Raw genomic sequence first — 20,456 nt, forward strand, 5'->3', positions numbered from 1 at the left:
CGAATCCTTCTTGTGTCATTATGCACCGCCGCCTAACACCGCATAAAGTCGCACCTGGTTGGAGAGTTTTGTCTGACGAAGACCGACAAGCCCCTGTTGTGCCGCATAGAGCGCGCGCTGCGCATCCAGGACGCTTAAGTAATTATCGACTCCCTTGGTGTAACGCGCGTTGGAGAGCCGATAGGTTGCTTCGGCGGCGCGTACCAGAGATTGCTGCGCCAAGAGGCGTTCATCCATTGTACCCTGAACGGCAAGGGTGTCGGCCACCTCCCGAAAGGCGGTCTGAATCGCCTTCTCATATTGAACCAGGACGATTTCTTGTTCTGCTTTAACGGCATCCAGCGCCGACCAAAGCCGCGCGTCAAAGATCGGTAGATTAATCTGCGGCGCAAAAAGCCAGGTGCCGGAGCCGGAGCCGAAAAGCCCGGATAGTTCATTGCTTGCCGTACCTACAGCTGTTGTCAGTGAGATGCGCGGGAAAAGAGCGGCCCGGGCGACGCCGATATTGGCGTTGGCTGCCTTGAGAAGAAGTTCCGCCTGCAGAATGTCCGGGCGATGCAGAAGCACTTCGGATGAAATCCCGGCGGAGATGGGTTTAAGCGGTTTAATGTTCGCCAAATCCTCAGAAAGGGTTTCACTTGGTATGGGGGACAGTGTTCCGACCAGAAGATTCAAGGTGTTTTCATCCTGCGCTACCAACTGCATGTAGCGGGCAATATCTCCCCGGGCAATATCCACCTGCGTTTGGGCGCGATGGAGATCCAGCTCCGAGCCGAGCCCGACTTCATGGCGACGCTTGATCAAATGATAAGCGGATGTTTGGGTGTCAAAGGTGGTTTTTGCCAGTTTTAGATTCTCCCGATCCGCCGCAAGGGTCAGGTAGGTATCGGCGACGGTGGAAATAATGAGAATCTGCGTGCCGCGACGGGCCTGCTCCGTTGCCAGAAATGTTTCCAGCGCCTGATCCTTCAGGCTGCGAATACGCCCGAAAAAGTCGATTTCCCAGGCCAAAATGCCCATGCTGACATCGTATTGCTCTGCGGTTCGGGCGTGGCCTTCGGTGGTAAGATCCGCCGGGATGCGTTGCTTGCTTCCATTGGCCGTCGCGTCAAGTGCCGGATAAAGCGCTGAACGCTGGATTCGATAGACTGCCCGTGCCCGTTGCACATTCAGTGCGGCAAGGCGCAAATCGCGATTGTTGGCAAGGGCGGTTTCAATTACCTGTTGCAACCGTTTATCGGTGAAAAATTCCTGCCATGGCAGGTCGGTAGGGCTCGGTGCGCCCGGTGTAGTCCGGGCGGTCTTATATGCAGGGCCACTTGGCCAGTCAGCGGGAATCGGCGCTTCCGGTTTTGTGTATTCGGGCGTCAACATGCAGCCGCCCAGAAAGAGGATGCCACCCAATAGAAGAAACAGGTTTTTATTCATGACGTTGATTTCCTGATAGGGTGTTAGCGGTGCGGGGTTCCCGTTCACGCTGACGGTGTTTCCCGAGTGCTTTATAGATCAACACATAAAAAAGCGGGGCAAACAGGGTAACCAAAAAGGTGGAGGTTATGACGCCACCCACGACGCCGATACCGATGGCCCGCTGGGCACCTGCGCCCGCTCCGCCGGCGAGCGCCAGCGGCAGAACCCCGAATCCGAAGGCCAGCGAGGTCATGATAATGGGGCGCAGCCTCAATTTGGCGCCTTCAAGCGTCGCATCGATCAGGCGCATGCCTTCATCCACCCGGGCTCTGGCAAACTGAACGATCAAAATGGCGTTTTTCGTGGCCAGCCCCAACAGGGTCAACAAACCGATCTGAAAGTAAACATCGTTGGGCAATCCCATGAGGGTTGAAGCGATCACACCGCCGATGACCCCTAAGGGCAGGGTCATCAGAATGGAGATGGGGATGGGCCAACCTTCATACAGGGCCGCCAGGCATAGAAAGATTACCAGGATGGAAAAGGCATACAGCAAGGGCGCCTGGGAGCCGGCCATTCGTTCCTGATAAGACAAACCGGTCCAGTCAAAGCCGATGGTCCGGGGCAATTTGGAAACCGCCGCTTCCATGGCATCCATTGCTTCTCCCGAGCTTCTGCCTGAAGCCGGCTCGCCCCAGATGTTGATGGACGGAAAGCCGTTGAACCGCTCCAGCCTGGGAGAACCCGTGCTCCAGTAGCCGGATGCAAACGAGGCAAAGGGAACCATTTTGCCGGCATTGTTTCGCACGTAGAGTTTTTTCAGATCCTCCGGCAGGCTGCGATAGGGCGCGTCCGCCTGAACGTACACCCGCTTGACCCGTCCGGACTGAATGAAGTCGTTGACATAGGCGCTGCCGAAAGCCGCTGAAATGGTGTTGTGAATGGCGGTAATGGGCACTCCCAGCGCGCCGGCCTTATCCCAATCGACATCGATCCGGTATTGGGGAACGTCTTCCAGGCCGTTGGGGCGGACTCGCATTACCCTCGGGTCGGTTGCCACGATGCCCAGCAACTGGTTTCGCGCGGCTATCAGGTCGGCGTGGCCCGCGCCGCCCCGGTCCAGCAATTGAAAATCAAACCCATTGGCCTGACCGAGTTCGATGACGGCCGGTGGCGGAAAGGCAAAGACCATGGCCTGACGAATTTTTGAAAAAACGCCCATTGCCCTTCCGGCCACGGCGTTTACTTTCAGGTCCGGTCGTTGCCGGAGTTCCCAGTCTCTGAGCCTTACAAAGGCCATGCCCACGTTTTGCCCCGTACCCGAAAAACTGTATCCTGCGACCGTCATCAGGGATTGAATGGCTTCTTTTTCGTCCACCAGAAAATGGCTCTTGACGGTCTCCATGATCGCCCGGGTTTGCTCCAGGCTTGAGTTGGCCGGCAGCATGGCCTGAACAAAGAGCATGCCCTGATCCTCCTCCGGAAGATAGGCGGTGGGCATTTTCTTGAAGAGGTACCCCATTGCCACGACGATGACCAGGAACAGCAACAGATAACGCAGTTTCTTTTGAAGCGAGTGCGCCACCAGTTTCAGGTAAAGCTCCCTGGATCGGAAAAAAGAGCGATCAAACCATCGGAAAAAAGGGCGCATGAAAAAAACGGCGTTATCCGCCGGTTCATGACCGGCTGCCACCGGTTTGAGCAGGGAGGCGCACAGGACCGGCGTCAAGATCAAGGCCACCAGCACCGAAAGGAGCATGGAGGCGATGATGGTCACGGAAAACTGTCGATAAATCACGCCGGTGGAGCCGGGAAAGAAGGCCATGGGCCCGAAAACCGCCGATAGCACGAGCCCGATGCCGATCAATGCGCTGGTGATCTGTTCCATGGACTTGGCCGTGGCTTCTCGGGGACTGAGCCCTTCTTCGCTCATGATTCGCTCCACGTTTTCCACCACCACGATGGCGTCATCCACCAGAAGGCCGATCGCCAGCACCATGGCGAACATGGTCAGCATGTTGATGGAAAAACCGAAGAGCCCCAGAACCGCGAAAGTGCCCAAAATGACCACCGGCACCGCGATGGTCGGAATCAGCGTCGCCCGCATATTCCCCATGAAGAGATACATGACCAGGAATACCAGGAAAACCGCTTCCACCAAGGTTTTAAAAACCTCCTCGATGGCGACCGAGACAAAGGGGGTGGTATCGTACGGATAGACCGCTTTCATTCCGGGGGGAAAATAGCGGCTCATCTCTTCTATTTTAGCCCGAATCGCATCCGCCGTCGCCAGCGCGTTGGCGCCGGCGGCCTGACGAATCGCCAGGCCACCGGCCGGCTTGCCGTTAAAGTTGGCTTCGACATTATACTGCTCGGTTCCCAGCTCCGTTCGTCCTACATCCTGAATTCGAACCACTGACCCATCCGGATTGATGCGCAGCGGGATGGCGCTGAATTCCTCCGGGGTTTTCAGCAGGCTCTGAACAATGATGGACGCATTCAGGCGTTGGCCTTTCACGGCCGGTGCGCCGCCGAACTGCCCGGCGGAGATTTCCACATTATACGCCCGAAGGGCTGCAACCACATCTTCAATCGTTACATTGTAATCGGTCAGATTGTCCGGGTTGAGCCACACCCGCATGGCGTATTGAGAGCCGAAGGTGTTTACCTCCCCCACGCCCGGCACCCGCGAGAGAACCTTTTCCAGGCTGGATTGGGCATAATCCCGCAGGTCGTTGCCGTCCATACTGCCGTCTTCCGAAATCAGGGCCACGACCAACAGGAAGTTTCGGGTGGATTTGCTCACCTTGACCCCCTGGCGCTGCACCACCTCGGGCAGGCTCGCCATGGCGAGCTGAAGTTTGTTCTGAACCTTGGCCCAGGCCAGGTCCGGGTCGGTTCCCGGGGCAAAGGTCAGTTCAATGCGGGCGCTGCCGGACGAATCACTGGTCGCCGAGAGATACAGCATATCATCAAACCCGGTCATTTTCTGCTCGATGATCTGCGTGACGCTGTTTTCAAGCGTTTCCGCAGATGCCCCCGGATAAAACGCTTCAATGGCGATGGACGGCGGTGCGATCGGAGGATACTGGGAGATGGGCAGGTTATAGATCGCCAGGCCGCCCGCCACCATCATAACAATGGCAATCACCCAGGCAAAGACGGGACGATCCAGAAAGAATTTTGATAACATCGCGCGCCTCCGTCAGTTCGGTTGAGAAGCTGTCTGAGCCTTGTTCGCCGGGTTTTTATCATCGCCTTCAAAAGGAACCACCTTTACGGCTGCTCCGGGGCGCACCTTCTGAATCCCCTCAACGATGACCCGATCCCCTTGCGCCAGGCCGGATGAGATGAGCCATTTATCGCGAACAGCCCGGTCGATCGTCAGCATGCGCTGCTGGACCGTGTCCTTGTCATCCACGATCAGGGCTGTCGGATTGCCCTTGGGATCACGGGAAACCGCTTGCTGAGGGATGACGATCGCCTGCTCATGGACGCCTTCTTTCATCACCGCCCGAACGAACATGCCGGGCAGCAAAAAGTTGTCGGGATTGGGAACGACAACCCTCAGAACGACGGAGCTGGTGGTCGGATCCACGGTGACATCTTGAAACTGAAGGGACCCCTCCATCGGGTAAGCCATGCCATCTTCCATGATGAGGGTGACCTTGTTCTGATTTCCTCCGTTTTGGTTGACGCGACCGTCTTCCAGGCGCCGCTTCAGGCGCAGCAGGTCGCCGGTCGACTGGGGGACATCCACATATAGGGGGTCCAGTTGTTGAATGGTTGCCAGCGCTACGGGTTGGTAGGCAGTTACGATAGCCCCTTCCGTCACGTTGCTTCTGCCGATGCGGCCGGAAATGGGGGCGAGAATGCGGGTGTAATCTAAATTGATGCGGGCCGTTTCCACATTGGCTTTCCAATACTGAATATCGGCTTCGATCTGTCCCAGGGCAGCAGCCGCATCGTCGTAATCCTGCCGGCTGACGGCTTTTTCGGCAAGCAATTCTTTGTAGCGCGCGGCCCTTGACAGAGCCGCCGGCAGATTCGCCTCGGACCTGCCGAGAGCGGCTTTTGCATTGTTGAGAGCGGCTTGAAAAGATGCCGGATCAATCTGGTAAAGGACATCGCCTGTCTTTACATCAGCGCCTTCCGTAAACATTCGCTTTTGAATCAGGCCGGCAACCTGGGGTCTTATTTCCGCAATCCGATAGGCCGATGTCCGGCCGGGCAATTCAATGGTCAGCAAGATCTTCTGCGGCTGAACCGTCAGGGCGACGACTTCCGGAATGGGCGGCGGCGCTGATGCCTGCTGCTGGCGCTGGCAACTTGGCATGCACAGGCTGAATAACGGGACAGCTGCCAATAATATCATGGTTAAAGTCATTTGACTTTGCGGTCGCATGGGTGTTTTCTCCCTCCGGATTGGGGTGCCTTGGTGGCTTGTGCTGTAATAAATTTAAAATAATCCAATTACATTAAACTAAATTGCTATTTAAGAAAAATTAAGCTAACATGCACTCAAAAATATTTCAACGATTAATTTTTCCGGATAAGTGTTCAGGAATGATCCCATGACCAAACGAGAAGACGGCAAAGAAACCCGCCGAAGGCTATTGAACGCAGCCTGCGAAGTGTTCGCCCAAAAAGGCTATCGGGATGCCATGGTGGCGGAAATTTGCCAACGGGCAGGCGCAAACGTGGCCGCTGTGAATTATTATTTCAAAGATAAAAAAAATTTATACAGAAGCGTCTGGCAACACGCGCTTGAAAATTTTGAAGAATTGGCTTTTGCTGAAATTGCCGACTACTCCCCACAAGACCGCTTGCGGGCCTATATTCAAACCCTTGTTCAGAATTTTACCGCAAGGGGTGATATGGGCCGCTTCGGCCGTCTCTATCTGATGGAGATGGTCAACCCTACCGGGCTGATTCAGAATGCCTGGCACGATACCATCGAGCCGATCAGGCGAAAGCTGCACCAGACTATTCGCGACATTATCGGCCCGGAAGCGGAGGAAATAAGCATACGGTTTTGCGAACTGAGCATTGTCAACCAGTGCCGAATGTTCGTAACCATCAAACACAGCGATCTTGAATATATGATAGGCAAGCCGCTTAGCCCGGAATTGATCAAACAGCTGGCCGCGCATATCGCTGATTTTTCCCTGGCGGGGATCAGTGCGATTGGACGCAACTTGGGTGGCTTAAACACCCAAAAAACGTAGTCTGGTGAGGGCGTTCCCGGCATGGGCCGGCCCGAAGTTTCCGATTCTGTTTGTCAGACAGAATAAGGCGGTGGATTCATGAAACCCAACCATCAGCAACAACTCTTTGATGCCATGAAACAACCCGAATTTTATCCGCATTCTGCAGCCAGTATCGAATCTCGGGAAACCCATATTTCCATGGTGTTTTTGACCGGCCGCGTTGCCTATAAAATCAAGAAATCCGTGAATTTGGAATTTCTTGATTTTACGACCTTGGAAAAAAGACGACATTTTTGCCGCCGGGAGGTTGTTTTGAACCGCCGATTATCGGAAGACATTTATCTTTCCGTGGTGAAAATTTACTGGGACGGGGAACGATACGCCCTGAAAGGCCCGGGATCTGTGGTCGAATATGCCGTAAAAATGCGTCAACTTTCCGAGAAACAATCGATGACGGCCATGCTTGCAGCGCATACCTTCACATTTGAAAACACCGAGCGCCTTGCGCAACATCTGGCCGATTTTTATCGAAACGCAAAAACCGGTGGCGCTATCAATGCCCTGGGCTCATGGCGAACAGTGTGGCAAAATTGCGAAGAAAATTTCAAGCAAATCAAGGAATTTCCCGCTGATTTTTTTGATTCGCAGATGATGTCCATCGTTCGAGGGGCGACCCGTGCTTTTTTGAAGCGAAAACGGCGGCTGTTTGAACGGCGGGTCAAAGACGGCAAGATTCGGGACTGCCACGGAGACCTGAAAACCGATCATGTTTACGATACCGGTGAAATTCAGATTATCGACTGCATTGAGTTTAATCAGCGGTTCCGCTATGCGGACATTGCCGCGGATATCGCCTTTCTTGCCATGGATCTTGATGCCCTCGGCCACGCAGCGCTTTCACGGGCTTTTCTGAAGGAAATCGTTCGACAGACAGCCGACACAAATTTATATGGGTTAATTGATTTTTATAAATGTTATCGGGCCATCGTGCGCGCCAAAACCACTGCTTTTCGCATGAAAGAAATTCCGGCGGATACCCCTGAAAAAAAGGCGCTTCGAAAGCAAATCGACCGGTTCATGCTTCTTGCCTATGAGTATGCCCGATGTTTCACCCGCCCCACCTTGTGGATCATTCACGGTCTTCCCGCTTCCGGTAAGAGTACGGTGGCGAAGGGACTTTCAGCCGCGCTGGATATTGCGGTTTTCAACTCCGATGTCGTTCGCAAGGAATTGTTCGGGATAGACATGCTGACGCCCCGGGTTGTCTCATACGGGACGGACATCTATTCCAAGGAAGCGACCGCATTGACCTACGGGCAATTGCTGCTCAAGGCGCAGGAAGAAATAATGAATGGCCGGTCGGTCATTCTCGATGCGACCTTCGGTACGCGCCATCAAAGAAAAGAAGCAAGCCGTCTGGCCGAGGATGAAGATGCCAATATTCATTTTATCGAGTGTGTCGCACCGGAAAGGATACTGCGCCGGCGACTTTCCGCGAGAAAAACGGGTAGCTCCGTATCAGATGCGCGCCTGGCGCATTTTGAGCAAATCAAGAAGCGGTATGAACGGGTAGACCGGTTGAATGAGGCGTCATCTTTTCGAATCAACACGAATCAGCCGGTGTCGGAAAGCCTTGGACGGATCCTTTCTCGCGCGCATTCACAGCGATTCGGTCGAAAGGGATAAAAAAACTCAAACCTTTTAAATGCGGGAGAATAGAGATGTTAACCACCAGAATTACGGAGATGTTCGGTATTGAACGGCCGATCATTCAGGGCGGCATGATGTGGGTCGCCAGAGCGGAACTCACCGCGGCGGTGGCCAACGCGGGCGGAATGGGGTTTATGACGGCCCTTACCTTTCCAGACGCGGAATCCCTGCGGGCCGAAATAAAAAAGTGCCGGAAAATGACGAATAAGCCCTTTGGCGTCAATTTTACCTTTCTGCCGACCTTGCGCGCTCCGGATTATCCGTCTTACATGAATGTTTGCATTGAAGAGAATATTCGCTTCATTGAAACGGCCGGCCGGAATCCAGAGCCTTACATGGCGAAACTAAAAGCCGCGGGCATCAAAGTTGTTCACAAGTGTACCTCGGTTCGTCACGCCATCAAGGCGGAGAAAATAGGATGCGATGTGGTCAGTATCGACGGGTTTGAGGCCGCGGGACATCCTGGAGAAGATGATGTGACGTCCCTGATACTCATTCCGTTGACAAGGGATGCGATTCAAATTCCCATTATCGCCTCCGGGGGATTTTGCGATGGACGCGGTCTTGTCGCGGCGCTTGCGCTTGGGGCCGATGGCATGAATATGGGGACGCGGTTTGTCGCCACCCGGGAAGCACCCGTGCACGATGGCGTGAAGCTGGCCTTGGTCAGACATGATGAGCGGGATACACGCCTGATTATGCGTAGCCTGCGAAATTCGGAGCGGGTTCTTCACAATCAGGTGGTGGACAAGGTGCTTGAAATCGAAAGCAGAGGAAATGCCAGGATTGAAGATATCGCACCGTATGTGTCGGGGCTTGTCGGAAAAAAGATGCTGGAAGACGGAGACGTGAGCAAAGGCGTTCTTGCCGCCGGACAAAGCATGGGACTTGTTCGCGATATTCCCAGTTGCCGGGAACTGATGGATCGCATCATGGCGGATGCGGCAGCGATCATACGAAAAAAATTCAACCAGGTTATGTCACCTCCCGTTTCATAGCGCCTAACATCTCGCATCGCGGCGGCTCATGAGCGTATAAGACAAAAAAGGACAGGACCATTACCCCAACCATTACACCCATAGGCCCGCCACACCGAATAGGTCGTTCGGTTTTTGTCAACATCGGCGTTTAAAAATTACAGTGTCAATGCAACGGGTTATCCAGCGCTATAGGCACAAGTGCCTATAGCGCATAGGTACATATGCCCATGCTTTTTTAATCGTAAAACAAACAAAACCAGTTAGTTATATACATATTTGGCTTGACAACACCTGCCATTTAATCGAGGATAATTTTCCTGCGATCCGTGAGGAGGTTACTGTTCCGCCCAGATTGTTCGCAATTGATCAAGCTATAATTGTGCTGAAAGCCGAGGAGAAATGCCAGTGAAACCAGATTCCGTTGCAGCGCTTGCGCTTTCGGAAAAAGTTAAAGAACTTCAAGCGGAAGATCAAAAGCCGAGCCTTGTGGTGCCGGCGAAAAAGCTTGCGATCAAAAGCCTTGAGGCGGTTTTCCATATCGCACCGGATATCGCGCTGCAATATATTGATCAGGATGGGACCGTGTTCAAATGGAACCGAACTTCGGAGCGGCTGTACGGCTATTCTGAAAACGAAGTCGTGGGCCGACACATTCAAGAGGTGTTGCTGCCCGAACCGGCCGCGCAAGAATTCACGGCCCTGTTGAATAAAGTGTGGAAAACTGGAAAGCCGATGTCGCCGATCGGGTGGCATATTCGCAGCGCCGGAGGAGACATTCTTCATGTTCGGGCCAGCGCGGTGCCGGTTCTGGAGCAAAATAAGCCGATCGCCCTTTGCTGTATGCAAGTGGACGCAACGGATACAAAGCGCGGTGAAGACCTGTTGATGCAATTAAATCGCAATATTGAAAAACAGGTTGCGCAAAGGACCGCCGAGCTTCAGCATTTGAACCAGACCCTGCAAACTGAAATCGCGGAGCGCGCGCGCATGCAAGACGCCCTTTTAGAAAGTGAGCGGCGCTTTAGAATTTTTGCCGACTACAACTATGCATGGGAATATTGGGTAGGCCCGGATCTTAATATGGTGTATGTCTCTCCGTCCTGTGAGCGCATCACCGGATATCGCGCCGGTGAATTTATGGAAAATAGAAAATTGCTTTTCTTGTTGGTGCATCCGGAAGATCAACCCAAGTTTAATTGCCTGAAGAGTGAAACCGCCTGCATGAAAAGCAAAAATCAATTTGATTTCAGAATCATGACGCGAAGCGGCCGATTGCGCTGGATATCACATATCTGCCAACCCGTTTTTAGCGAAACGGGGGAGTTTTTGGGCCGGCGCGCGAGCAATCGGGATATTACGGATCAACGATGGGCGGAGGCCGAGCTGCGGGCAACGCGCAAAGAATTGGAGCATCGGGTTGAGGAGCGAACCGAGTCCTTGCGCAAAACCAACACCGAGCTGGATTACAAGCAGCGGGAATTGTTGCAACAGCAAGCAGCCACGGAAAAGCTCAATCAGGAGCTGCTTGAAACGAATAAGGCGGTTTCCATTCTGGCCAAAAACATCGAGAAAACGAAAAAGGAAAATGAGAAAAAGATTGCGGCGATTATCTCCGCTAAAATCATGCCGATCATCAATCAGTTGAGAAAAGATGCGCGCATGGAAAAAGGACGGCCGGATCTGGATGTAATCACCGCCTATCTCAATGAGTTAACCTCCCACCTGGATGACGCCACAACCACTATCATGGCCCTGAGCGCCATGGAGGCCAATGTTGCCACGCTGATCGGCAACGGCCTTTCCACCAACGAAATAGCGGCCCGGTTAAACATTTCCATTTTGACGGTAAAAACGCATCGGAAAAATATTCGCAAAAAACTCCATATTCAAAACACGGATGAAAACCTCGCCAATTATCTCAAGTCAAGAATGAGAAGATAGCGCCGAGCCATGGCCTCCGGTCTGAAACCGGTAGCAAACCATGTCAAAGAATTTGAACGCGTGCCGGGGCGCCGAAGCATCCGGTGGCCGGCGCTACTGCCGCCCTTGATGAACTCTTTGCTGAAATTTGAGCGAGCAGCAATCGGATATAACGACAGCAGTATATATATAACGATCTTAATTTAAAGTGATTAAAAAAATTAGAGGTATATAAAATACCCACTTCATACCCCCTATAATTCCTCCTTGACGATTTTCCACCTTGAGAGTAGCTGATACCGACGCCGGTCATATCATGACACGTCACAACATCAATCACCGCGCATCAATTTTAAGAAAAACCGTTTTACTGATCGTGCATTGCGGCAAAGTCCATTCGAAACGTCGGGTGCTCTTTACAAGCAGCCGGTCTTATGTAACCGACCGGGCGGAGCTGTCGCTTTATAAGCCTGTCATACTCATCGAAAGCACCAGTTAAAGCGCTCTTAGCCGCTGTAAGAAATCGAGCCGCAAGCAGTCCGGCGCTGAAGGGGGGGCATCAATTTGTCTGCAACGGGAAACAATCAGCGGAAATCCACCCGGTTCAAACCGAGAAAACGAACCTTCGCCGCCCTTGACAGAAAGCTGAATCAGGTCGGTAGAATCGTTGACATCAGCCTTGGCGGTCTTTCCTTCGAGTTTATCGGCGAGGAGGAGCCATCGGATGCGGGGATTCATCATGTCGACATCTTCACGCTGGATGAAAGCCTTGGCCTTCCGGGGCTCCCTTGCAAGCTTATCCATCAATCGACCGCGACACTTCCGGGCGTGAAAGGGGGCGACACCGAGAATCTCCGGATACGAAAATGCGGGGTTAGGTTCAGTGGCCTTCAGACGGAACACTGGCGCCGTCTCGCTGATTTTCTGGATGCCTGCGCATTTGCGGAGGCTTCGGATATAGCCCATAGCCCAGGGTGAATTTATTCAACAAACCGGCTACCACCCACCGGTGCTTTTGGCATCGAATTAAATCGATAAAAATGGAATCAAATTTGGCTGGCGATACCAAATGCCAATTTTTCCTTGGCAGCGCGATGAACCACAGTGAAGATGAGGCATATATAATGGAGGTTCACATGCTTACACAAACATTAAACATCAATGAGGTTAAGGCTCAGCTTTCACAATTGATTGAGGATGTTGCTGCGGGTACTGAGGTAATTATCGCCAAGGCTGGGAAGCCAAGCCCGGCAGATCATACTTGACGCCGGCAAAGTTTTTGTTTCAGCGGCCTCGGTTTGGGAGATTGCAATCAAGGCAAAAATAGGCAAGTTGGAAGGCGAACCGAAAGAATTTGTGACTGCAATAGCGAAAAGTGGGCTCAGTGAGCTTTCGGTCTCAGCCCATCATGCGGCGAGTGTGCATGAATTACCTCTTTATCACCGTGACCCGTTCGATCGGATGCTAATAGCCCCGGCACTTTCCGAGCCCCTTCGACTTCTGACTACGGACAGGATGCTTGGGCGCTACTCCGATCTGGTGATCATAGTATAACCCATAGCCCGTTTGTTTGACATAAAGCGGAGCTTGATATATTTTCCAGACAGGCATTAAATGCGAGATGGATATGGATTCTCCGCTTACCGGACAACAAATTATAATTCAGTTGAGAGCAGAAAAAGAATATTTGAATAAAGCCTTTGGCGTGGTGGAAATTGGGTTGTTCGGTTCTTTTGCCGGCGGCCATGTGCGAATCGACGGCGAATCCTGCCGCATCCGCGCGGCCGTCCTGCCCTCGGCGGCTATTCCGCGCATGCCGACGGCGAGGACCTGCTGCAATGGGCGGCGGCCGTTCGGCCCGGGAAGGTCAAACTCGTTCACGGAGAGGTGTCTGCCCAAGCGCACCTTTACCGGTTGATTCAATCGCATTTGGAATTCAGCCCTGATGGTAAAGGCATTGTTTCGGACTTCGACATTTGAAATTAAGCCCAGCACCCAGTGCCTATAACTTGTTTTTTCAATGCCTCAGAACTCTTCCTGCTCACCGTTCACCGTTCATCTTTTACGGCTTTTAAACAGTTGGAACGTTTTTTCTTAGCGGCCTCTTTTTGAATGCAAAAAGTGGCTTCTAAGCCCGATTTCAGGGCATTTTTTGGGTCTAACGGGTTAAGTTAATATGATTTTTCTTAGTCCGACCCAAAATGATCGGATTTCCGCAAACCGAAAAAACGCCGTTTTACCCGCAGCCCCTATGCGGCGGCCAAGCTGTATGCCTATTGGATCACAGTGAACTACCGCGAAGCTTATCGGTTATATACCTGTAACGGCATACTGTTGGCCGTTGACGGCAAGGTGAAACGTAGGGTATCTTATATAACATGTATCACTGTAGCCATCACCCAAATCGGGAGATATTAAAATGCAGGCAGAAAAAATGTTGGTTGAAACAGATCAATATGGGCGACTGTTGCAACAACCCAAATTACCTCCCAATGCCCGTATGGAGGCAATCTTCCTGTTACTGGAGGATACCCGTAAAAGTGGTAGGGCCATTAGAAAGCCGTCCAAAAAAATTATGGGAAAAGGAAAGATCATTGGCGATATTATGGCGCCGGTTGCCCCGATTGAAGATTGGGATGCATTGCGATGATTTTGATGGATACTCATATTTGGCTTCGCTGGTTGTTGCCTGATGACCCGCTACCTCAAAACGTAATCAAGCTGATTGAAACAACCGAGAACCTGGCGGTATCCTCTATTTCATGCTGGGAAGTCGTTTTACTGGAAAAACTCCACCGGATAGAATTGCCTTTATCTGCTGACGAATGGTTGAAAGAGGCACTCAATGAATCGATAGTGACAGCGTTGCCGATTACTGCGACTATTGCCAGCCTTGCAGGATCACTGCCATATCATCATAAAGACCCTGCAGACAGGTTTATTATTGCCACAGCAATTTACCACGATATGAAACTGATTAGTTTTGATGGCTATTTCCCATCGTATTGCGAACTAAATAATCGTTTGATAACAGAAAGTTCGAAATTATAATTCCCTTGGCGTACACGAAAAGACCCGCCATCATTGTTTTAAAACCCTATCGTCCATGGCCTATAGCCAGCTTTTCACTGTTCACCGCATAACATACGACGAACGGGACGTTTTTTTTAGCCAGACCCAATGCCGCCAGGCATGGCCTATTGCCCATAGCCCCAACCATGACCGACCTCATCCCTATTGAAAACATCACGGGCATGATTTATCTGATCCGTGGACAAAAGGTTATGCTTGGCCGAGACCTGTCAGCTCTGTATGGCGTTGAAACGAGGGTTTTGAAACAGGCGGTCAGAAGGAATATTCAACGTTTTCCTGAAGATTTTATGTTCGGATTGATAAAATCACGCCTGATTGCCGGGTTGTCGCAAGGGATGCGTTTTCGGAGTTGCTTCCTGAATTTATTGAAAAGACAACGAGGCATTTTACGGCGGAGAGATTTGTTCGGTATCATAGCACGTCCATCGGGCTCGATAAAAAATTCCGTGAGACGCTCATATCCATGATAGAAGGCGATGAGGTTGAGGTGTCTTTCCAAGATGCTGTTCGAAATAACCAATTGTTCGGCACCCCTCAACCGCTTCAAACGCTTTCGGCTTTCCGGGCGCGCAGCCCAGTTGATAAAGGAAAATGATTGGGATTTGCTTTTAGTGGTGGCAGAGACAGGAGAATGGTTGAAGAAAAAAGAAATTTCCGAAGTGCTTAAATACCGAGAAAACGCGAAGATGGCCGTCATTGTGGCCGATAAGGCCTTTTCATCCGAATTGAATCCGAGTTTGGCGCTATTCTTGGAGAAAGAATCCGCTGGTTGCCGTGGTGGCTCCATATTCAGCATTTGACGCTATTTCTGAAAAAAGGAACGGTGCTTCACGGGCTGTATTTTGAGAGGCGTCTTCGAAACTCGCACAGTATCCCATTTTTTCTGGATGGAGAGGATACAAATATGGCACTTGATGTGTTTTTAGCCTATTGGATCAAGGCAAGAAATTTTGAAGCGGTCCAAGATAAGATCATAATCGATTCATATGCGGTCGCCAAGGAGAGAGCGGAATTGTTCAAGAGTGTCTATATTTGAGACGTTATGTGCTACGTTTCGGTTTATTTGGTTCATACAGTCCCAGAATAAATAATGGCAACGGGTTTTTCTTTATCTACTTTGCTGGCCGCCGAAAGGGTATGGCCGGCCGCTGTTGTTTTGATGATTTGCTTTTAGGAGGGCCATTTCGGGGTTAAAAAGGGCCTTCTAAGGGCAGTTCCGAGGCATATTTTGGGATTACTTGCTTGGATTTATTCGTTATCTTTTGGTCCGACCCCAAATTGAACTCACATCACCCATCGTTGTCACAAGAAAGATTTTCTGCTGAAATTTTCAAAGGACCGGCAGCGATGGCTGCAATGGCTTTTTGAAGCCAGAAAACGATACGAGACCTCGATTCTGAATTATATCGTCACGTCAAATCATGTCCACCTGCTGGTGTATGACACAGGTGAACCGGAAAGCATTCCCAGAATGCTGCAACTGGTGGCTGGCCGGACTGCTCAAGAATACAATCAACGTAAAATGCGAAAAGGTGCTTTTTGGGAAGACCGTTATCATGCCACGGCTGTTGAAACGGATGACCATTTAATCCGATGCATGGTATACATCGATATCAACATGGTGCGCGCCGGTGTTGTAACTCATCCATCTGAATGGAAGGAAAGCGGCTACAACGAAATTCAAAACCCCCGGAAGCGTTATGCGATCATAGATCAGAACAGACTCCTATCTTTGTTCGGTAAAGCAACTATAGATGATTTGAAGTCATCCCATTTTAAGTGGGTGGAACAAGGGCTGGAAGAAAATAAGAAGACGCGTCAATCGAAATGGACAGAAAGTATAGCGATCGGGAGCGATGAGTTTGTGGCGAAGACGAAGAAACAGGTTGGAACTGGGAAAATCGAATCTAAAGATGAAGATTTCTATTTGCGGGAGTCACAAGAGCCGTTTGGATTATCCGAAGCTTCCGATCTTCAAAATGAAGAACAAAATTCTTACGAATGGAGCGTTTTTGCTTAGATTCCCCCATTTTTTGGGGCTTTTGCAGATTAAGTACTTAAGTTAACATGATTTTGATTGGTCCAACCCGCGATCGATCTTCGCCCGGTTGGGTTGTCTTAGGGGCTTCGTTTTGGGGGTGAAAAGTGGTTTCTAAGGTCGATTTCGGGGTACTTTTTGAGCTTATTCAGCTAATTTTATTTGTTTTTGCTTGGTCCGACCCCAGATTGCCTCTTGGTCCGACCCCAGATTGCCTTAATGGGGCATTTAAGCTCTATTCGTGGGTGTTTTTGCAGATTAACTACCTAAGTTAACATGATTTTGCTTGGCGACCCCAAATCCGATATTTTGAGACTACGGGATTTCCCAGCTACTTTGGTTGGTTTCCATATACATTGAAAAGTGGACAGTTTACTTGCTACAAAGGCGGACATTTCTATTTGTTGCTAACAGGTAAGAAAATTTTCACTTGACGCATATCATAATTATGATAATTTAAAGTACCAATTATGATAGGAGGTGCGATATGCCTTTGATAAGACCTATATCTGACTTGCGCAATCGGGCACTTGAAATATCCGAGATTTGCCATGCCGAGGGACAACCCATTTTCATCACACGCAATGGCAAGGGTGACATGGTTGTTATGAGCCAGGCTCATTACGAACGCCTGCAAAGCTTGATTGAATTGTATCAAAAGCTGGGGGAAGCTGAAGTTTTGGATGCGGAGGGAGAAAAGGGGATTTCCCACACGGATCTTATGAAGAAGCTCAAAAATAAAATAAAATGACCGTCACGCTCGAAATACGTTATTTGGCGACTGCAGAAAGAGATTTGGATGACATTTTTCAGTACATTATCAAGGATAACCCGGTTGCGGCGTCATCGCTTCTGGAAGAGATTGATCGATCAATTTCCAATCTGTCATCCAACCCCGAACTCGGAGTGGTCCCGAAAGACGATCGATTGAAAAAACTGGGATATAGAGTTTTGATCATCAGAAAGTATCTTGTTTTTTATGTTATAAAAAATGAGGTCATACAAATTCGGCGCGTTCTCCACGGTGCCAGGCAATACGGCTTTCTCCTATAAAACCCAACGGCATAAATTGGCGCAGTTTTCTTCTCTTTACCGTAAGGCCAAACAGGGCTCGGCATGCCGTTTTCACACCTTGTACGACCGGGTCCGGCTTCGCTCGTGTTATATTCGTCCTGCCGGACGGGTGGGTGTTAACCCTCTGAACTGGCGGTATTTTTCTTTGCGCTTATTGCCCCTTCGGCATACACATTCAGTTGACTGGTTTTTTAGAGCCCTTTTTTGAGGCGTAAAATTAGGATTCTAAGGTCGATTTTGGGGCAGTTTTTAAGCTTATCAAGCTAAATTTATTTGTTTTTTTTTGGTCCGACCCCAATGGAATATCCGACAAATCGACTTGAAATATACCAACATGTAATATATTTTGGTATAAAGTTTATTCATGGGGGAATATAAAATGCAAAAAAACACAAGCGTGACCCTTGGCAAGCACTATGAGGCATTTATTGCGCACCAAATTGAAATCGGCCATTTTTCATCGGCCAGTGAGGCGATCCGGGCTGGCCTTAGGCTTCTTGAGGAAAAGGACTTTAAAATGGCAGCGTTGCGACGCGCTCTTGAAGATGGTGAGAATAGCGGCTATGCTGAATACACTCTTACCGGCCTGACGGAAGATCTCGATAAGGAAAGCGTCGGATAGTGGCGGCATTTCGTCTTACCGCCAGAGCTGTGGAGGATATGAAAGCCATAGGTCGTTTTACAGAGCGTAATTGGGGCCGATGGCAAAGAAACAAGTATCTATCCATGCTTGATTCCTGTTTTCAAACGATTTTGCACCAACCTGAAATTGGAATTCAGTGTGGTGATATCAGATCAGGTTACCGGAAATATCATGTTGGCAGGCACCTCATTTTTTACCGCCAAGTTGATATCTATATTGAGATCGTACGTATTTTGCATGACAGCATGGATATCGAACTCCACTTTTAACTCTTGGAAGCAATGTGTTTGTGACGGACACGAAAAAGCGGCGCGGTGCAGGAAGGGCAGGGATTGAAGGCGGAGATTTTTACTTGCGGGATTCTGCACCGGCTGTTTGGATTATCTGCGACTTTAGACCCTCAAGATGAAAAGCAGAATTCCTACGAATGGGACATTTTTTCTTAGAAAACCCATTTTGGGGATGAAATGGGGGCCCTAAGCTTAATTATGAAGTGCTTGTTGAGTTTAACTTGCTGATTAATTGGCAAATTGCTTGGTTTGGCCCCAAAACGGACAATGATGTTTCCGAGACATCCACAGGCCCGGATGTCCGATTTAGCCATTCTCAAAAAATTCATCAATACCACATAAGCTCAGTATCGCCATGCCCAGAGCCAATCGTCATTTTATACCAGGTCATGCTTGGCACATCACCCATCGTTGTCACAAGAAAGATTTTCTGCTGAAATTTTCAAAGGACCGGCAGCGATGGCTGCAATGGCTTTTTGAAGCCAGAAAACGATACGAGACCTCGATTCTGAATTATATCGTCACGTCAAATCATGTCCACCTGCTGGTGTATGACACAGGTGAACCGGAAAGCATTCCCAGAATGCTGCAACTGGTGGCTGGCCGGACTGCTCAAGAATACAATCAACGTAAAATGCGAAAAGGTGCTTTTTGGGAAGACCGTTATCATGCCACGGCTGTTGAAACGGATGACCATTTAATCCGATGCATGGTATACATCGATATCAACATGGTGCGCGCCGGTGTTGTAACTCATCCATCTGAATGGAAGGAAAGCGGCTACAACGAAATTCAAAACCCCCGGAAGCGTTATGCGATCATAGATCAGAACAGACTCCTATCTTTGTTCGGTAAAGCAACTATAGATGATTTGAAGTCATCCCATTTTAAGTGGGTGGAACAAGGGCTGGAAGAAAATAAGAAGACGCGTCAATCGAAATGGACAGAAAGTATAGCGATCGGGAGCGATGAGTTTGTGGCGAAGACGAAGAAACAGGTTGGAACTGGGAAAATCGAATCTAAAGATGAAGATTTCTATTTGCGGGAGTCACAAGAGCCGTTTGGATTATCCGAAGCTTCCGATCTTCAAAATGAAGAACAAAATTCTTACGAATGGAGCGTTTTTGCTTAGATTCCCCCATTTTTTGGGGCTTTTGCAGATTAAGTACTTAAGTTAACATGATTTTGATTGGTCCAACCCGCGATCGATCTTCGCCCGGGTTGGGTTGTTCTTAGGGGCTTCGTTTTGGGGGTGAAAAGTGGCTTCTAAGGTCGATTTCGGGGTACTTTTTGAGCTTATTCAGCTAATTTTATTTGTTTTTGCTTGGTCCGACCCCAGATTGCCCTATGTTCGAATTGACCCTTGTAGAAAATCTTCGTTTAAGATCACAAAATGTGATCTTAAAGCGAGGGCAACATTCGAAATACACCCCCATGGCTTTTACGGAACAAGGTGTCGCGATGCTGTCAAGTGTATTGAACAGTGAACAGGCCGCGCAAGTTAACATCCAAATCATTCGGGCATTCACAAAACTCCGGCATCATCTTTTGGATAATGATGCGCTTCGCAGGGAAATTGAAAATCTCAAAGCAGATACCGATGGAAAATTCCGGATTGTTTTTGAAACGCTTGACCAGCTTTTATCCTTGGAAAGCAAGCCAAAAAATAAAATCGGATACATAAAAGAAGAACTCATGGAATACGGCTAGGACGCAAAGATTTCCGGTAGGTGTCCCGATTAACATTGCGTCACGCTCGTCTCCTCGCCGGCATCCCGAAGTCTGTGATGCCTTTTTTCGGGGGTGAAAAGTGGCTTCTAAAGTCGATTTTGGGGTACTTTTTGAGCTTATCCCTATAATCACAAATCACGGTTTGACCTCAATTCCCCACTTAGATGGTCCATTCTGGGGGTAAAATGGGGCGGTTAAGCGCTATCTGAGGGTGCTTTTGCAGATTAAGTTAGTTTCGCTAATCTAAAATTGACCCCTTTTGGGCACAAACGATAACCCAAAATTGACCCCCCTTAAGCACATCTCTGATATTGAGATTGCCGACAGGCAATTCACAATTATCGGAGGAAAGGAGAA

General features: G+C 49.9%; 21 protein-coding genes and 1 pseudogene. 19 read left to right on the top strand and 3 right to left on the bottom strand.

Translation table 11 applies throughout. The features are described from left to right. Positions 1-18: 18 nt before the first annotated feature. The 3 genes from RBT11_16705 to RBT11_16715 are packed head-to-tail and all read right to left on the bottom strand — an operon-like array spanning position 19 to position 5,815. Positions 19-1,428 (bottom strand): efflux transporter outer membrane subunit, encoded by a 1,410-nt coding sequence (locus tag RBT11_16705; protein ID MDX9788421.1) that lies wholly within the window; start codon positions 1,426-1,428, stop codon positions 19-21. Continuing rightward, positions 1,421-4,603, bottom strand: a complete 3,183-nt coding sequence (locus RBT11_16710; protein ID MDX9788422.1) for an efflux RND transporter permease subunit — start codon at positions 4,601-4,603, stop codon at positions 1,421-1,423. Before RBT11_16710 ends, RBT11_16705 begins: the two co-directional genes overlap by 8 nt. Positions 4,604-4,615: 12 nt before the next feature. After that, complete coding sequence (locus tag RBT11_16715) at positions 4,616-5,815, bottom strand: efflux RND transporter periplasmic adaptor subunit (protein MDX9788423.1); 1,200 nt, start codon at positions 5,813-5,815, stop codon at positions 4,616-4,618. 169 nt (positions 5,816-5,984) lie between these two features. Here RBT11_16715 and RBT11_16720 point away from each other — a divergent pair, with 169 nt between their 5' ends. The 19 genes and pseudogenes from RBT11_16720 (at position 5,985) to RBT11_16810 (ending at position 20,078) form a co-directional block, all read left to right on the top strand. Beyond that, positions 5,985-6,638, top strand: coding sequence for a CerR family C-terminal domain-containing protein (locus RBT11_16720; GenBank protein MDX9788424.1), 654 nt, complete (start codon positions 5,985-5,987; stop codon positions 6,636-6,638). A 78-nt stretch (positions 6,639-6,716) separates the two neighbouring features. Continuing rightward, positions 6,717-8,306, top strand: a complete 1,590-nt coding sequence (locus RBT11_16725; protein MDX9788425.1) for an AAA family ATPase — start codon at positions 6,717-6,719, stop codon at positions 8,304-8,306. A gap of 35 nt (positions 8,307-8,341) precedes the next feature. Beyond that, positions 8,342-9,328, top strand: coding sequence for a nitronate monooxygenase family protein (locus tag RBT11_16730; protein MDX9788426.1), 987 nt, complete (start codon positions 8,342-8,344; stop codon positions 9,326-9,328). Positions 9,329-9,715: 387 nt separating this feature from the next. Next, positions 9,716-11,251 carry a PAS domain S-box protein gene (locus RBT11_16735; GenBank protein ID MDX9788427.1) on the top strand — a complete coding sequence of 512 codons (1,536 nt, stop codon included), beginning with the start codon at positions 9,716-9,718 and terminating at the stop codon, positions 11,249-11,251. A 543-nt stretch (positions 11,252-11,794) separates the two neighbouring features. Continuing rightward, on the top strand, positions 11,795-12,208 hold the full coding sequence (locus RBT11_16740; protein ID MDX9788428.1) for a PilZ domain-containing protein: 414 nt from the start codon (positions 11,795-11,797) through the stop codon (positions 12,206-12,208). A gap of 74 nt (positions 12,209-12,282) precedes the next feature. Next, positions 12,283-12,495, top strand: coding sequence for a type II toxin-antitoxin system prevent-host-death family antitoxin (locus tag RBT11_16745; protein ID MDX9788429.1), 213 nt, complete (start codon positions 12,283-12,285; stop codon positions 12,493-12,495). A 362-nt stretch (positions 12,496-12,857) separates the two neighbouring features. Next, positions 12,858-13,148, top strand: coding sequence for a hypothetical protein (locus RBT11_16750; protein ID MDX9788430.1), 291 nt, complete (start codon positions 12,858-12,860; stop codon positions 13,146-13,148). A 295-nt stretch (positions 13,149-13,443) separates the two neighbouring features. After that, a pseudogene (locus tag RBT11_16755) lies at positions 13,444-13,648 on the top strand (GDP-mannose 4,6-dehydratase). Between the two features lies 1 nt (position 13,649). Beyond that, a complete protein-coding gene (locus RBT11_16760) occupies positions 13,650-13,880 on the top strand; it encodes a hypothetical protein (GenBank protein MDX9788431.1) in 231 nt (76 codons plus the stop codon). After that, positions 13,877-14,281, top strand: a complete 405-nt coding sequence (locus tag RBT11_16765; GenBank protein MDX9788432.1) for a type II toxin-antitoxin system VapC family toxin — start codon at positions 13,877-13,879, stop codon at positions 14,279-14,281. Before RBT11_16760 ends, RBT11_16765 begins: the two co-directional genes overlap by 4 nt. Before the next feature lie 203 nt (positions 14,282-14,484). Next, positions 14,485-14,790, top strand: coding sequence for an ORF6N domain-containing protein (locus RBT11_16770; GenBank protein MDX9788433.1), 306 nt, complete (start codon positions 14,485-14,487; stop codon positions 14,788-14,790). A gap of 33 nt (positions 14,791-14,823) precedes the next feature. Further along, positions 14,824-15,123: a hypothetical protein gene (locus RBT11_16775; GenBank protein ID MDX9788434.1), complete on the top strand. Its 300-nt coding sequence runs from the start codon at positions 14,824-14,826 to the stop codon at positions 15,121-15,123. Between the two features lie 104 nt (positions 15,124-15,227). Beyond that, entirely contained in the window at positions 15,228-15,359 is a 132-nt protein-coding gene (locus tag RBT11_16780; GenBank protein MDX9788435.1) for a hypothetical protein, read from the top strand. Positions 15,360-15,611: 252 nt separating this feature from the next. Further along, the gene (locus tag RBT11_16785; protein MDX9788436.1) at positions 15,612-16,343 is read left to right on the top strand and encodes a transposase; all 732 of its coding nucleotides are present in this window, start codon (positions 15,612-15,614) and stop codon (positions 16,341-16,343) included. 505 nt (positions 16,344-16,848) lie between these two features. Further along, positions 16,849-17,112 carry a type II toxin-antitoxin system prevent-host-death family antitoxin gene (locus RBT11_16790; protein MDX9788437.1) on the top strand — a complete coding sequence of 88 codons (264 nt, stop codon included), beginning with the start codon at positions 16,849-16,851 and terminating at the stop codon, positions 17,110-17,112. Beyond that, positions 17,109-17,414 (top strand): type II toxin-antitoxin system RelE/ParE family toxin, encoded by a 306-nt coding sequence (locus RBT11_16795; protein ID MDX9788438.1) that lies wholly within the window; start codon positions 17,109-17,111, stop codon positions 17,412-17,414. Before RBT11_16790 ends, RBT11_16795 begins: the two co-directional genes overlap by 4 nt. A gap of 400 nt (positions 17,415-17,814) precedes the next feature. After that, positions 17,815-18,057 (top strand): type II toxin-antitoxin system ParD family antitoxin, encoded by a 243-nt coding sequence (locus RBT11_16800; protein MDX9788439.1) that lies wholly within the window; start codon positions 17,815-17,817, stop codon positions 18,055-18,057. A gap of 666 nt (positions 18,058-18,723) precedes the next feature. Next, positions 18,724-19,500 carry a transposase gene (locus tag RBT11_16805; GenBank protein ID MDX9788440.1) on the top strand — a complete coding sequence of 259 codons (777 nt, stop codon included), beginning with the start codon at positions 18,724-18,726 and terminating at the stop codon, positions 19,498-19,500. A 215-nt stretch (positions 19,501-19,715) separates the two neighbouring features. Next, entirely contained in the window at positions 19,716-20,078 is a 363-nt protein-coding gene (locus RBT11_16810; GenBank protein MDX9788441.1) for an ORF6N domain-containing protein, read from the top strand. Positions 20,079-20,456: the final 378 nt, after the last annotated feature.

Source organism: Desulfobacterales bacterium (assembly GCA_034003325.1).
Taxonomy (GTDB): domain Bacteria; phylum Desulfobacterota; class Desulfobacteria; order Desulfobacterales; family JAFDDL01; genus JAVEYW01.

What these genes read in the sequence shown, in the direction of transcription:
- RBT11_16705 (MDX9788421.1), bottom strand. Translation starts at nt 1,428, where the DNA reads ATGAATAAAAACCTGTTTCTTCTATTGGGTGGCATCCTCTTTCTGGGC.
- RBT11_16710 (MDX9788422.1), bottom strand. Translation starts at nt 4,603, where the DNA reads ATGTTATCAAAATTCTTTCTGGATCGTCCCGTCTTTGCCTGGGTGATT.
- RBT11_16715 (MDX9788423.1), bottom strand. Translation starts at nt 5,815, where the DNA reads ATGCGACCGCAAAGTCAAATGACTTTAACCATGATATTATTGGCAGCT.
- RBT11_16720 (MDX9788424.1), top strand. Translation starts at nt 5,985, where the DNA reads ATGACCAAACGAGAAGACGGCAAAGAAACCCGCCGAAGGCTATTGAAC.
- RBT11_16725 (MDX9788425.1), top strand. Translation starts at nt 6,717, where the DNA reads ATGAAACCCAACCATCAGCAACAACTCTTTGATGCCATGAAACAACCC.
- RBT11_16730 (MDX9788426.1), top strand. Translation starts at nt 8,342, where the DNA reads ATGTTAACCACCAGAATTACGGAGATGTTCGGTATTGAACGGCCGATC.
- RBT11_16750 (MDX9788430.1), top strand. Translation starts at nt 12,858, where the DNA reads ATGGATTCTCCGCTTACCGGACAACAAATTATAATTCAGTTGAGAGCA.
- RBT11_16760 (MDX9788431.1), top strand. Translation starts at nt 13,650, where the DNA reads ATGCAGGCAGAAAAAATGTTGGTTGAAACAGATCAATATGGGCGACTG.
- RBT11_16765 (MDX9788432.1), top strand. Translation starts at nt 13,877, where the DNA reads ATGATTTTGATGGATACTCATATTTGGCTTCGCTGGTTGTTGCCTGAT.
- RBT11_16770 (MDX9788433.1), top strand. Translation starts at nt 14,485, where the DNA reads ATGATTTATCTGATCCGTGGACAAAAGGTTATGCTTGGCCGAGACCTG.
- RBT11_16775 (MDX9788434.1), top strand. Translation starts at nt 14,824, where the DNA reads ATGCTGTTCGAAATAACCAATTGTTCGGCACCCCTCAACCGCTTCAAA.
- RBT11_16780 (MDX9788435.1), top strand. Translation starts at nt 15,228, where the DNA reads ATGGCACTTGATGTGTTTTTAGCCTATTGGATCAAGGCAAGAAATTTT.
- RBT11_16790 (MDX9788437.1), top strand. Translation starts at nt 16,849, where the DNA reads ATGCCTTTGATAAGACCTATATCTGACTTGCGCAATCGGGCACTTGAA.
- RBT11_16795 (MDX9788438.1), top strand. Translation starts at nt 17,109, where the DNA reads ATGACCGTCACGCTCGAAATACGTTATTTGGCGACTGCAGAAAGAGAT.
- RBT11_16800 (MDX9788439.1), top strand. Translation starts at nt 17,815, where the DNA reads ATGCAAAAAAACACAAGCGTGACCCTTGGCAAGCACTATGAGGCATTT.
- RBT11_16805 (MDX9788440.1), top strand. Translation starts at nt 18,724, where the DNA reads ATGCCCAGAGCCAATCGTCATTTTATACCAGGTCATGCTTGGCACATC.
- RBT11_16810 (MDX9788441.1), top strand. Translation starts at nt 19,716, where the DNA reads ATGTTCGAATTGACCCTTGTAGAAAATCTTCGTTTAAGATCACAAAAT.